The sequence below is a fragment of the Pseudomonas lactucae genome, assembly GCF_036688725.1.
GTDB classification, from domain to species: Bacteria; Pseudomonadota; Gammaproteobacteria; order Pseudomonadales; family Pseudomonadaceae; genus Aquipseudomonas; species Aquipseudomonas lactucae.
Window position 1 is genome coordinate 1 of sequence record NZ_JAQQPT010000027.1, and the last position, 12,770, is coordinate 12,770.

10 protein-coding genes are annotated in these 12,770 nt (G+C 58.4%); 5 read left to right on the forward strand and 5 right to left on the reverse strand.

Features of this window, described 5'->3' with window-relative positions; all coding sequences use genetic code 11:
• Positions 1 to 349 precede the first annotated feature (349 nt).
• Positions 350 to 2,230 carry a methyl-accepting chemotaxis protein gene (locus V6M90_RS25820; protein ID WP_003170845.1) on the forward strand — a complete coding sequence of 627 codons (1,881 nt, stop codon included), beginning with the start codon at positions 350 to 352 and terminating at the stop codon, positions 2,228 to 2,230.
• 37 nt (positions 2,231 to 2,267) lie between these two features.
• Here the strand turns inward: V6M90_RS25820 and V6M90_RS25825 are convergent, their stop codons facing one another.
• The 5 genes from V6M90_RS25825 to V6M90_RS25845 all read right to left on the reverse strand — a co-directional run bounded on the left by V6M90_RS25825 (position 2,268) and on the right by V6M90_RS25845 (position 8,857).
• The gene (locus V6M90_RS25825) at positions 2,268 to 2,732 is read right to left on the reverse strand and encodes an SRPBCC family protein (protein ID WP_003170846.1); all 465 of its coding nucleotides are present in this window, start codon (positions 2,730 to 2,732) and stop codon (positions 2,268 to 2,270) included.
• A 19-nt stretch (positions 2,733 to 2,751) separates the two neighbouring features.
• Entirely contained in the window at positions 2,752 to 6,132 is a 3,381-nt protein-coding gene (locus V6M90_RS25830; RefSeq protein WP_332847325.1) for an amino acid adenylation domain-containing protein, read from the reverse strand.
• The gene (locus V6M90_RS25835) at positions 6,129 to 7,067 is read right to left on the reverse strand and encodes a diiron oxygenase (protein ID WP_332847326.1); all 939 of its coding nucleotides are present in this window, start codon (positions 7,065 to 7,067) and stop codon (positions 6,129 to 6,131) included. The genes V6M90_RS25830 and V6M90_RS25835 overlap by 4 nt, the downstream gene beginning before the upstream one ends.
• A complete protein-coding gene (locus V6M90_RS25840; protein ID WP_141064929.1) occupies positions 7,064 to 7,822 on the reverse strand; it encodes a DUF3050 domain-containing protein in 759 nt (252 codons plus the stop codon). The genes V6M90_RS25835 and V6M90_RS25840 overlap by 4 nt, the downstream gene beginning before the upstream one ends.
• Positions 7,823 to 8,146: 324 nt before the next feature.
• Positions 8,147 to 8,857, reverse strand: a complete 711-nt coding sequence (locus V6M90_RS25845; protein ID WP_003170850.1) for a GntR family transcriptional regulator — start codon at positions 8,855 to 8,857, stop codon at positions 8,147 to 8,149.
• Positions 8,858 to 9,123: 266 nt separating this feature from the next.
• Here V6M90_RS25845 and V6M90_RS25850 point away from each other — a divergent pair, with 266 nt between their 5' ends.
• From V6M90_RS25850 to V6M90_RS25865, 4 genes are read left to right on the forward strand one after another with little or no spacing between them, the layout of a single operon-like run.
• Positions 9,124 to 10,017, forward strand: a complete 894-nt coding sequence (locus V6M90_RS25850) for a TauD/TfdA dioxygenase family protein (RefSeq protein WP_332847327.1) — start codon at positions 9,124 to 9,126, stop codon at positions 10,015 to 10,017.
• Positions 10,018 to 10,031: 14 nt separating this feature from the next.
• On the forward strand, positions 10,032 to 11,057 hold the full coding sequence (locus tag V6M90_RS25855) for an ABC transporter substrate-binding protein (protein ID WP_003170853.1): 1,026 nt from the start codon (positions 10,032 to 10,034) through the stop codon (positions 11,055 to 11,057).
• A gap of 1 nt (position 11,058) precedes the next feature.
• Positions 11,059 to 11,910, forward strand: a complete 852-nt coding sequence (locus V6M90_RS25860) for an ABC transporter ATP-binding protein (RefSeq protein ID WP_003170854.1) — start codon at positions 11,059 to 11,061, stop codon at positions 11,908 to 11,910.
• 11 nt (positions 11,911 to 11,921) lie between these two features.
• The gene (locus V6M90_RS25865) at positions 11,922 to 12,770 is read left to right on the forward strand and encodes an ABC transporter permease (RefSeq protein WP_003170857.1); all 849 of its coding nucleotides are present in this window, start codon (positions 11,922 to 11,924) and stop codon (positions 12,768 to 12,770) included.

Consider the following 12,770-nt stretch of genomic DNA (forward strand, 5'->3'; position numbering starts at 1 on the left):
ACGATGCATCGCCGATGGTAGTGTGGGGTTTCCCCATGTGAGAGTAGGTCATCGTCAAGATTAAATTCCGAAACCCCTGTCTGCTGACGCAGACAGGGGTTTTGTCGTTTTGAAGGGTTGATCCGTACTCGTCGGATCCCCCGACTTCGCGCCGCGAAGCTCTACCGCCTGTCTATTTCTTGTGCGGGAAAAACATTTTTCCCGATATCACCTAAGTTTTACCTTTCTGTGGCCGAAAGCCTGATGAGCCATGCGTGCACCGAAATAGAGCAGCTCCTAAGCCGTCTATATCGAACAAGGAATGTTCCTCTCGGCACGCTCCCCCCATTTGGCAAAAGAAGTCGATGAAATGAATCTCAAGTTCAGTCATAAAATTCTGTTGGCCGCGTCAGGCGTTGTGGTCCTAGCCTTCGCGTTATTCACGCTTTACAACGATTACCTGCAGCGCAGTACGATCAAACAGAACCTGGAGTCATCCATTCAGCAATCCGGTGAGCTCACCGCCAGTAGTGTGCAGAACTGGCTCAGTGGCCGAATACTGGTCCTTGAAAGTCTTACGCAGAATTTCGCCCATCAAGGCAATGCTGCGGACCTTCCAGGTCTGGTCGATCAGTCGGCGTTCACCTCGAACTTCCAGTTCACCTATGTTGGGCAAACCAATGGTGTATTCACCCAGCGCCCGGATGCAAAGATGCCCGATGGCTATGACCCTCGTCAGCGCCCCTGGTACAAGCAAGCCGTGGCTGCCGATAAACCCATGCTCACGCCACCCTATATGGCTGCAGTGGGTGGGCAGATCGTCACCATCGCCATGCCGGTGAAAAAGAATGGCGAGCTGCTGGGTGTCGTCGGCGGTGACCTGAGTTTGCAAACCCTGGTGAAGATCATCAACTCCGTGGACTTCGGTGGCATCGGCCATGCGTTCCTGGTCAGCGGCGATGGCCAAGTCATCGTCAGCCCTGATCAGGATCAGGTGATGAAAAACCTTAAGGACATCTACCCGGGCACCAGCGTGCGGATAGAGAAGGTTAACCAGGATGTCGTTCTCAATGGCCAGGATCGTATTCTGTCATTCACGCCTATCAGCGGTTTGCCGGGGGCAGATTGGTACATCGGCCTGTCGATCGATAAACAAAAAGCCTACGCCCCTTTGGGTAAGTTCCGGACTTCTGCGTTGATCGCCATGGTGATCGCCGTGGTCGCAATTGCTGTGCTCTTGAGCCTGCTTATCCAAGTGTTGTTACGACCTCTGAATACCATGGGCGTCGCCATGCAGGATATCGCGCAGGGCGAGGGCGACCTGACTCGCCGTCTGGCTGTCACCAGCAAGGACGAGTTCGGCGAAGTGGCAAGCGCGTTCAATGAGTTTGTGGAGCGTATTCACGCGTCGATTTCTGAGGTGTCTTCGGCAACGCGCCAGGTTCACGATCTGTCCCAACGCGTGATGGCTTCTTCCAACGCATCGATCATCGGCTCGGATGAGCAAAGCGCCCGCACCAACAGCGTCGCTGCAGCCATCAACGAGCTGGGCGCGGCCACCCAGGAAATCGCACGTAACGCCGCCGATGCTTCACAGCATGCCAGTGGCGCCAGCGAACAGGCTGACGATGGGCGCAAAGTGGTTGAGCAAACCATTCTGGCAATGTCTGAGCTTTCACAAAAGATCAGTTTGTCCTGCACCCAGATCGAAACCCTGAACGCCAGCACCGACAACATTGGCCACATTCTTGACGTGATCAAGGGCATCTCCCAGCAAACCAATTTGCTCGCACTCAACGCAGCGATTGAAGCAGCCCGTGCAGGGGAGGCCGGGCGTGGGTTTGCCGTCGTTGCAGACGAGGTGCGCAACCTGGCTCATCGCACCCAAGAGTCGGCCGAAGAAATTCACAAGATGATCACCTCGCTGCAAGTGGGCTCGCGCGAAGCGGTGACCACCATGAATGCCAGTCAAACGTCCAGCGAGGAAAGCGTTCAGGTGGCCAACCAGGCCGGCGAGCGCCTTATCAGCGTGACGCAGCGGATCGTTGAAATAGACGGAATGAACCAGTCGGTCGCCGCAGCTACCGAAGAGCAGACTGCGGTGGTGGAAACGCTCAATGTCGACATCAACCAGATCAACCTGCTGAACCAGCAGGGTGTGACCAATCTCAACGAAACCCTCAAGGACTGCGATGCCCTGTCGCAGCAGGCCAATCGGTTGAAGCAACTGGTCGACAGCTTCAAGATCTGATCCGCTGATGATGGAGTAGGAGTGAGCGGTTTCGCTCCTATGGCTTGACCAGCAAGCGTCGTACATTCTCCAGGGCGCTGCTGGCGAAGTCTTGCACAAACTGCTCAAACCCCTCCTGTGCGGCGTCCATGGGCTCGGCAATGATGGTCCAAGTTACTCTGGAGCATTGTGCTCCAAGTGCTTGGACGCTGATCGCTGCCCACAACCGCGCCACACCGAGGGTGTTGTAGATCGTGGTCCAGGTCATGTGCATAGCCTGCTCATCGCGACTATTGAGTTGCTCGACGACACAGTTGCCATCGCGAAAATTTTTTTTGCGCAAAGCGCCCACACCCGTGCCGATCATTTCAATGTGCATAAGGGCAGGAATGAAGGCATCAAAGCCTGCAAACTGCCCCACTACACTCCACAGCCGACGGGCGTGGCAATCAACCACGGCAGAGGCCACAATCGGCACGCTGCTCGGGTTGCGGATTAACGTATCGGGTTGCAGCGGTTTCATAAGAATGTCCTGAAGCGGTTCATAGAAAGCTGATGGCCTTGAGGTAGTTGCAGCCTTTGCTGAGTAGCGCTGCGTCTTTTTCGGGATACTGCTCTCCCATTTTCTGAACACCGCGTCGTGCGTTGTCATGAAGAATCATCGACGTGTCTCCTATGTCGTCATCCAAGTGATCCAGATAAAAGCCCAGTACACCGAATAGAGCATTGTCCTGACCCACGGCTCTCAGAGCCTGCTGCCACTGCTTGATGTCCACCCGCTCGAACGGGTAGCCGGCCCCGCTGAAGGCGTCCAGGTAATGTTCCCAGCTCAAGGGCTGAGGGTTGTGCAAGTTGAAGACGTTGTCATGGGCTTGGAAGCTGGCGCAGTGGACGGCAATGAAGCGACTCAGGAAGTCCACTGGCATCAAGTCGAAGTTCAGCTCCAGGCGAGGCAGCACACCCAGTTGCAGCGACCCCTTGAGCATCAGCATCAGGCGGTTTTTATGCGGCTGGCAGACACCGTTACGGCTGTTGAAACTGATGTTTCCCGGCCGGAGGATATTCACCCAGGCGCCCTGTTCGACGGCACGCCCCAGCAACCGCTCCGCGACCCACTTGGACAGGTTGTAGCCATTCCTCACATACAGGGGCAGGGTCGCGGCGGCGGGCTCCTCAAGAACATGCCCCTGCGTGTCGATGCTGCTGGAAGCCGACAATGTCGAAACAAAGTTCAAGACTTTCTTACTGTGGGTTTCGCACAAACGCAGGCACTCGAATATGGGATCGACGTTGTCCTTTGCCAGTGAGGCGTAGTCCATCACGTGGTTGACCTGTGCTGCGTTGTGCACCAGCACACCAAAGTCCCTGGCGAGGGATTCATATGCCTCGGTCGTCAAGCCCAATCGCGGCAAGCTGACATCGGCAGCGAAGACCCGCACGCGGCTCAAATCCAGATGTTCCAGGCGGTATTCGCGCAATGCCTGGGTAAACCGGGCCATTGCAGACGCCCCCGGCTGCTCGCGTACCAGGCAGGCCACTTCGATTGCGCCACCCGCCAATAGCGCTTCGACAATATGCACGCCGACGAAACTGTTGGCCCCCGTCACGATCATTTTTCGCGGGTCTCCCGCGCAGTCCTCGTCCAGCGCGCTGATCGCCCACTCCCGCTGGGTATCCTCCAGCGCCTGGGCGCTGGAGGTGTCCGGTAGCTCACCATCCTCAAGCAACGTGGCGAGGGCACGGATCGTCGGCACTTCGATGAAATGGCTCAATGCGAAACTACGGCCAAACTGCTCGCGCACACGCAGCAGCAAGGTCGACAGCAAAATCGAATGGCCGCCGAGATCGAAGAAGCTGCCATCGATGGATAACGCGCCAGAGGGCAATTCCAGCAGTTCGCGCCACAACTGAGTCAATTGCGCTTGAAGCGCAGTGTTTGCATCGTCGTGGACAGGTAGGTGGGAACGAGGCGGCAGCGCCATGGCCAATAGTGCCTGGCGGTCGACTTTGCCGTTGATGGTGCGTGGCATGTCTTGCAACTCGACCCAGGAGGCAGGTTGCATATACTCCGGTAGCCACTGCCGTGCGTGTTGCTTGAGGGCTGGCATACTGGCGCCGGGCTCGGGTTGGGCGGCAAAACCGTGGATCCTGTCATCACGATCGATGATCACTGCCACTTGTCGATACAGCCGACTGTCGCGCAAGCACTGCTCGATCTCCCGGGGCTCGACCCGAAAGCCGCGAATCTTCACCTGATTATCGCGCCGCCCGCCCAGCAGGATGCCTGTAGGTGTCCACTGAGCCAGGTCGCCGCTACGGTAGGCGCGAAGAACCTGGCCACTGGGTATCGACAGCTCGACAAACGCACTCTCGGCCTGCCCAGGCGCATTCACGTACCCCAGGCTCACCCCAGGTCCGACGATGTAAACCTCGCCCTGCACCTGCTCATCCACCGGTTGCAGGTTGTCGTCGAGGATCAGCACCTGGCTGTTGGCGATGGGTACGCCAATGTTTCGGTTGCTGTCTGCCGGTTGCAACCTGCGGTGAGTCACCAGCACCGTGGTTTCGGTGGGGCCATAGAGATTATGGAACTGGCACTGCCCGGCCAATCGCTCGATGACAAGGGGTTCGCAGACATCGCCACCCGTGAGCAAGTGAGTGACGCCAAGCGGTTGATCCAGCGGCAGGATATTGAGCAGGGCGGGCGGCAGGAAAGCATGGGTGATGGACTGCCGGCGCAGTAGCGCCACCAGTTGATGAGGGTCGCGTCGTTGCTCCTCGCCGGGGACGATCAACTGGGCACCGGCGATCAGCGCCGGGAAGATATCAATCAATGACGAGTCGAAACTCAACGGTGAAAACTGCAGAACGCGGCTGTGCTCGTCCAGCGCCATACAGGTGCCGAACCATGCCGTGAAATGCGCCAGGTTGGCTTGGCTGAGCAGTGCGCCCTTGGGGCGACCCGTGGAGCCTGATGTATAGAGCACCATGCACGGCGCATCGGGGTCGGGCCGATGCTGCGTCAGATCGGATACGCTGTCGGCGTTTCGTGGCCTGATAGCACTGACATCCAGCGCAATGAAACGCTCGCGCAGTAAGTGCCGACCGGCATCCAGCAATACGCCTGCCCTCGCATCTTCGAGCATGGCCTGATGGCGTTGAGGTGGCTGTTCGGGTTCCAGCGGCAGGTACACCGCGCCACTGCCCAGTACCGCAAGGATACTGGCATACAGCTCGATAGACTTTCCCAAGCACACGCCGACTACGGCTGGGGTTTCGAGCCCCTCCAGCGCTGGCCGCAATTGCTGTTGAATCGCCATTGCGCGGCTGCGCAGTTGCCGGTAGGTCCATGCCTTGCCGGCAATGTTCAACGCCGTTCGTTCGGAAAAGGCCTGAAGGCTCGCCTGTAAACGCTCGATCATCGGCACTTGGGCTTGTCGGCTTAGTCCTGGGTCAAAGGTACGGTTGAATCGATGTAAAAACGCCAGCGCCTCCAACCCTTGCAGGCTTTGTTCGGGCCAGTCGGTGGCGATGGCTGTCATGGCGAAATATTCGAGGTCTCGTGAAAAACAACTGACCTGCGCCGCCACCCAATCCACCAGCGTGCTGGTCGCCCGTTGACGCATTCGTTGACCATTGCCGCTGGGCTCTGCGGCGACGTCCAGTACGGCCAATACAGCTCGGTCACGGTCGTAGAGGCGCAGCTGCAAGGCGGGCAACCCATACTCGGTGATGGGCCCCACACCCAGGCGCAGGTTGATGCACATCGTTTTGCCCACATGGGCCGGAAGAGGTTCGCTGCCATCATCAATCCACAGGTCGATGGCCTCATTACCCGAGACGTGGCCGTACTGTTCCAGCACCAGCCTGATCGCGTCCAGGGCTTTGCTGGAACCGTTCCAGCCGATCCTCAGGCGCTTCATGCCCGCACCGGCAAGAGATCGTTCAGCGCTCGCGCCACGCTCGGCGTTTGCAGCAAACCGCTGTGTTGCAGGAAAGCCATGATATTGCCCATCAACGGATGCTGACGGGTGATGGGAAACGCAAGCGCCCTGATTTCATCGCTCAATGCGCTGCGTACGCGTGCGCTGACACCCAGGTGCTCGATCAGTTGTAGATCAAAGCTCTTTTGCAGGTCGTTGGTCAGGTAACGCGCCAGGAACGTCGGCAGTACTTGAGCGATGCCGTCACGGTCATCCGGGCTCGCGGCCTGCCAATAAAGGCGCACCAACCGAGTCCAGAATTGTGCGTGACGGCCCTCATCAAACAGGTGGTCGGCCATCAAGCCACGTATGGAGGCTTTGACGCTGCTGTCCTTGGAAAACGCGGCTACATCCTGGGTGACTGTGTTTTCGGCGATTGCCACGCCAATCAGTTCCACGGCATCGCGCAGATGGGCCGGCGCCTCTGCCTGTGCTGTCGGGAGTGCGCGGTTCAGTTCGATTTGCTCAGGCAACTGGAGCGGCTGTATGCCCGTCATGGCTACGGTTTGTTGCAGTAAGTCCAGGGCGACCAAGGCGTGGTAATCCTCGTCCACCACGACCGTCATTGCATCAATGCGACAGGCGAGGGGGAAGGGCAGCGAGAAGCGATTCTTGGCAATGCGGCGTGCGGTCCTGTCGACGATCTCGGTTTCGAAGATCACCACGTCGTTGATGAATTTGTAGAAGCTCTGCAACAGCACGAAGTCGCGCCACTGTGGGCAATGCTCCAGAAAGGTCGCGCTGAGTACCAGAGGTTGGCGACACAGCGGGTAGATCAAGTTGTCATCGTTTTCCAGCACACGGCGAGGGCGCGTGCGGATGGTTGCCCTGCGCTCCCAGTCATCGATAATCGAAGGGTAGTCGGCGATGCTCATGGACGTGCCTCCTGCAGCGACGCCCGCACCTCGTCCCAAAAACGGATACGGCTTTCCACGGCGGCAAGGGCTGCGTCGTCTGCTTGTGAGGGGTAGGTCGGGTCTGCGCCGACCAGGCGTTCAAGCAGCAATCGGGCTGCCGGCGCGTGATCCTGAGCGTCCAGTTCGATATGGCGTCTTAGATACCTGCACAAGGTTGGCGCCTGGTGATGAACAAACCCGTCGCTGTGCAGGATGCGCTCGAACAGAGTCGGTATCACAGACTCGCGACTGTGAAAGAACGCGGCCGCCACGCAATGAGTGGGGGCGTGCCGGGCGATGTGCAACGTATCCGTCACAAGACGGCTCACCCCAGCAGGCACATCGAGCCTGTGCAAGGCCGAGCTCGCTTCCAGGCCGTTGCGCTGCAGCGCAATGAAGCGGTTGATCACCATGGTGCTGGCGCCGACTTCGGCCATGGCTTCCAGGTACAACTCGAAGTGGCTGCAATGGCCTTGCCGGGGATGTTCGTCCGACTCCTCGCCCAACACGATTTCATTGATCAGACGTGCCGCTTGCGGATCAGCAGGGGGCAGCCAGGGCAAATGGGTGCAGGTCAGATCCTGTTGCAGACGTTTGACGAGGGTCATGAAATCCCAAACAGAGAACACATGAGTTTCCATGAAAAGTTGTAACTTTCGACGCGATGTTATTTCTTGGAACAGCGGGTGGCTACACAATTGAATTTTCTTTTGTTCAAGTAACGGTGGGTACATGGTTGATGCCTATAGTTGTTGCGGCCGCAGAATTAATCCACGGTTGATTATTGTGTTCGGCAAAAAAATGGAACCGGTATCAGCCTGGCGACATAGCGCGAGACCACGCGTAGACGTGGAGTTGGCCTGCCTGGCTTAGTGATAGAAGATGATAAGCGGGTTAAACGATTTAGCGGGGGTATGAATGTACTAGAAGTTTTTCTAAATAATATTGGATGTCAGAAAGTTACTGATTAAAAGTGGGAGGTTTCTTCGGTGCGGAACACTGTCCTACAAGTAAAGTGTTCCGCGGCATTGAGGATTGGCGACGGGAAAGTAAGGGAGTTATTGCACGTTCTTTTTGCCGGCGACATCCAAGCCATTAAGGTAGGTGGTGATCACTTCCATCCCGCGCATCAAGTGATTGCGCAATGTCAGAATACTTTCGCCGACTTTCTTTTGCGCCACCAAATTCAGCAGTTCACGGTGGTCTTCCTGGGATGTCTCGCCCAATCCCATCGCCTCAAGGTTAAAGCGCAGGAAACGTTCTTCCTCATTCAACCCGTGCTCCACTAATTTAAGCAACCGCTGGTTGGGCGCCTTGCCATACAGGGCCATGTGAAACAGACGATTGAGACGGCCAATCTCGGTGTAGTCTTTTTCTTGTTCCAGGGCAGAGATCAGCGCGTCCGCCTCAGCGATGTCGGCGTCGGTCAGCAAGGGAATCGACGAGCGCAGCGCTTCGGACTCCAGCAACATGCGCAGCTCATAAGTCTCTGCCGAATTGTCTTCGATCAACGGTGCAACCACGGCGCCCTTATGGGTGACCACGTGCAACAGTGACTGGGCCTCCAGCTGGCGCAAGGCTTCACGTACCGGCATGCGGCTGACCCCGAACAGGCTGGCCAGTTCCTGCTGGCGCATGGCGGTGCCGCAGGGCAAGCGGCCATCGAGGATGGCATTGCGCAGGGTTTCTTCAATCACGGAGCGCGCCAGGTGAGCGGGAATGGGCCCGCTGACCTTGATGCTGTTCAAAGGGGTCGGCTTCTGCGTCACGGTTACGCTATCCTTCCTTTTGGAATGGTGGTGGCTAATTGGATCCAATGCACACTAGAGACTGCCCATAAGCTTGTCAAACCGGCACGGTTTCGGCTTGTAAGCGTTTCAACACGTCGCTCTGACGGCCCACGCACTGGTTTTCGGCGGTCTGACGCGCCGTTGTCGACTTGCGACATTTCTGTCTATCGATATTCACTATCGGTATTTAAAATGAAATTCTTATACCTATAAAGTCACTCTCCTGTCCGACCGGGAGTGAACTCATGTCCGCCACCTCTACTGTTCCAACAGCGATCCTAACCGCCCAAGCCTTCGAGGTTCGTCCGCTGCCCGGCAGCGTGGGGGCCGAAATCATCGGCCTGGACCTGTCCCGGCCAGTCAACGATCAGGATTTCGCCCGCATTCATCGCGCGCACCTGGATCATCACGTGGTCGTTTTTCGCGACCAACGTATCTCCCCCGAACAACAGATCGCCTTCAGCCGCCGTTTTGGCGTGCTGCAGATTCACGTGCTTAAACAGTTCCTGCTGGCCAACCACCCGGAAATCCTGATCGTCTCCAACATCATTGAAAACGGCCAATCCATCGGCCTGGGTGATGCGGGTAAGTTCTGGCACTCGGACCTGTCCTATAAAGAGCTGCCGAGCCTGGGTTCGATGCTCCACGCCCAGGAACTGCCATCCGAGGGCGGTGATACCCTGTTCGCCGATATGCACAAAGCCTGGGACCAAATGCCCGAGCACCTGCGCAAAGCCGTTGAAGGCCGCAGCGCCGCGCACTCTTATACCGCGCGCTATAGCGAAACCAAATTCGAAGGCAACTGGCGCCCGACGTTGACGCCAGAGCAGCTTGCCCAAGTCGCGGAAGTGGTTCACCCGATCGTGCGCACCCACCCGGAAAACGGCCGCAAGGCGCTATTTGTCAGCGAGGGTTTCACCACCCGCATCGTCGGCCTGCCGGAGGACGAAAGCCGCGACCTGCTGGCCCAGCTCTACGCCCACAGCGTGCTGCCGCACAACATCTACCGCCACCAATGGCAGCCCCACGACCTGGTTTTCTGGGACAACCGCTCGCTGATTCACCTGGCCGCCGGTTGCCCGAGCCACCTGCGTCGCAAACTGTTTCGCACCACCATCCAGGGCGATGCGCCTTTCTGATTCGGAGCAAGACCATGTCCAGAAACATTCCTTTTGCGCGATTGGCCGCCACGCTCGGACTCGGTATCAGCCTGCTGGCCGGCAGCCTGATCGCTCCAGCGGCGGCACAGGCCGAAGGCGAGATCCGCATCGCCGAACAATTCGGCATCGTCTACCTGTTGCTCAACGTGGTGCGCGATCAGCATTTGATCGAAAAGTACGGTAAACAGGAAGGCATCGACATCAAGGTCGACTGGACCCAACTCTCGGGCGGCGCGGCGGTCAACGATGCGTTGCTCTCCGGCTCCATCGATATCGCCGGGGCCGGTGTCGGCCCGTTGCTGACCATCTGGGATCGCACCCACGGCAAGCAGAACGTCAAGGCCGTGGCGTCCCTGGGCAACTTCCCCTACTACCTGGTCAGCAACAACCCGAAGGTCAAGACCATCGCTGATTTCACCGACAAGGACCGCATCGCCGTCCCGGCAGTGGGTGTTTCCGTGCAGTCGCGCTTCCTGCAATACGCCGCCGCCAAGCAGTGGGGCGACAAGGAATTCAATCGTCTCGACAAATACACCATTGCGGTCCCGCACCCTGACGCCACGGCTGCATTGATCGCCGGCGGCACCGAGTTGACCGGGCACTTTTCCAACCCGCCCTTCCAGGACCAGGCCCTGACGAACCCTAATGTGCACGTGGTACTGAACACCTACGACCTGCTCGGGCCGAACTCGCCAACCGTGCTGTTCGCCACTGAAAAATTTCGCAACGACAACCCGAAGACCTATAAGGCGTTCATCGAGGCACTGAGCGAAGCCGCGCAGTTCGCCCAGAACGACAAAGGCGCCGCCGCCGATACTTATATTCGTGTGACCAAGGCCAAGATCGACCGCGCCGAGTTGCTCAAAATCATCGACAACCCGCAGTTCGAATTCAGCGTCACCCCGAAGAACACCTACCCGCTGGCGGAATTCCTCTACCGCGTCGGCGCTATCAAAAACAAGCCTGAGTCATGGAAGGACTACTTCTTCCAAGATGCCAAGCCCCTGCAAGGAAGTTGAAATGAACGCGCCCTTGCAAGGCCACACGGCCAGCAACCTGCACACCGCCGAGCCGCTGCTGGCGGTGGATAACGTCAGCCTTGAATACCGCACCCCCGAGCGCGTGGTGCGGGCTACCCATCAGGTCAGTTTCGAAATCGACCCGGCCGACCGCTACGTGTTGCTTGGCCCTTCGGGCTGCGGCAAATCCACCTTGCTCAAATCCATCGCCGGGTTTATCAAACCCTGCGAAGGCGAGATCCGCCTGTTGGGCCAGAAGGTCGAGCAACCGGGCCCGGACCGCATCGTGGTGTTCCAGGAATTCGACCAGTTGCCACCGTGGAAAACCGTCAAGCAGAACGTAATGTTTGCGCTGCTGGCATCCAAGACCCTCAAGCGTCGCGAAGCTGAAGCGCGCGCTCTGCACTACCTCGATAAAGTGGGCCTCAGCGCCTTTGCCGATGCGTACCCGCATACGCTCTCCGGCGGTATGAAAGCCCGTGTCGCCATCGCCCGTGCCCTGGCCATGCAGCCGAAAATCCTGCTGATGGACGAACCCTTCGCCGCCCTCGATGCTCTGACCCGGCGCAAGATGCAGGAAGAGTTGCTGCTGCTCTGGGAGGAAGTGCGCTTCACCCTGCTGTTCGTCACTCACTCCATCGAAGAAGCGCTGGTGGTGGGCAATCGCATTCTGTTGCTGTCGCCGCACCCTGGGCGGGTGCGCGCGGAAATCCACAGCCATCAATACGACCTGCACAGCCTTGGCGGTGTGGACTTCCAGGCGTCGGCGCGGCGGATTCATCGCTTGTTGTTCGATGAATCCACGGCTGCGGAACCCGAGTTGGGTTTTGCCGATATCCGCATCGCTTACTAAGGGGGCAACCCATGCGCCAGGAATACGAAATCACCCTCGAACCGTTGCTCAGTGTCCCGGTGGAACGCGAACTGCCGCTGCGCCAACGCTTGTGGCAACAAGGCTGGCTGCGCAAGGGCCTGATCCTGATCGTGCTGGCGATCCTCTGGGAGGCCGTCGCGCGCTACCAGGACAACGACCTCCTTCTGCCGAGTTTTCTGCAGACCTTCAACGCGCTGTACGACGGCCTGCTCAGCGGCGAATTGCTGAGCAAGGTGAGCATCTCGCTGGTGGTGTTGATCAAGGGTTACCTGATCGGCATTGTGCTGGCGTTCGCCCTGACCACCTTGGCCGTGTCGACCCAATTGGGCCGCGACCTGCTGAGTACCCTGACCTCGATGTTCAACCCGCTGCCGGCCATCGCATTGCTGCCGCTGGCGCTGCTGTGGTTCGGCCTGGGCCAGAACAGCCTGATTTTCGTGCTGGTGCATTCGGTGCTGTGGGCACTGGCGCTCAACACTTACTCGGGGTTCCTCGGCGTGTCCGAAACCCTGCGCATGGCCGGTCGCAATTACGGTCTCAAGGGTATGCGCTTTGTGCTGTTCATCCTGATCCCGGCGGCGCTGCCTTCGATCCTCGCGGGCCTCAAAATCGGCTGGGCGTTTGCCTGGCGCACGCTGATCGCCGCCGAGCTGGTGTTCGGCGCCACCAGTGGCAAAGGCGGTTTGGGCTGGTACATCTTCCAGAACCGCAACGAGCTGTACACCGACAAGGTATTTGCCGGGCTGGCGGTGGTGATCCTGATCGGCCTGCTCGTGGAAAACCTGGTGTTTGACACTTTCGAGCGGCTCACCGTGAAGCGCTGGGGCATGCAACGCTGA

What these genes read in the sequence shown, in the direction of transcription:
- V6M90_RS25860 (WP_003170854.1), top strand. Translation starts at nt 11,059, where the DNA reads ATGAACGCGCCCTTGCAAGGCCACACGGCCAGCAACCTGCACACCGCC.
- V6M90_RS25830 (WP_332847325.1), bottom strand. Translation starts at nt 6,132, where the DNA reads ATGAAGCGCCTGAGGATCGGCTGGAACGGTTCCAGCAAAGCCCTGGAC.
- V6M90_RS25855 (WP_003170853.1), top strand. Translation starts at nt 10,032, where the DNA reads ATGTCCAGAAACATTCCTTTTGCGCGATTGGCCGCCACGCTCGGACTC.
- V6M90_RS25825 (WP_003170846.1), bottom strand. Translation starts at nt 2,732, where the DNA reads ATGAAACCGCTGCAACCCGATACGTTAATCCGCAACCCGAGCAGCGTG.
- V6M90_RS25865 (WP_003170857.1), top strand. Translation starts at nt 11,922, where the DNA reads ATGCGCCAGGAATACGAAATCACCCTCGAACCGTTGCTCAGTGTCCCG.
- V6M90_RS25850 (WP_332847327.1), top strand. Translation starts at nt 9,124, where the DNA reads ATGTCCGCCACCTCTACTGTTCCAACAGCGATCCTAACCGCCCAAGCC.
- V6M90_RS25820 (WP_003170845.1), top strand. Translation starts at nt 350, where the DNA reads ATGAATCTCAAGTTCAGTCATAAAATTCTGTTGGCCGCGTCAGGCGTT.
- V6M90_RS25835 (WP_332847326.1), bottom strand. Translation starts at nt 7,067, where the DNA reads ATGAGCATCGCCGACTACCCTTCGATTATCGATGACTGGGAGCGCAGG.
- V6M90_RS25840 (WP_141064929.1), bottom strand. Translation starts at nt 7,822, where the DNA reads ATGTACCCACCGTTACTTGAACAAAAGAAAATTCAATTGTGTAGCCAC.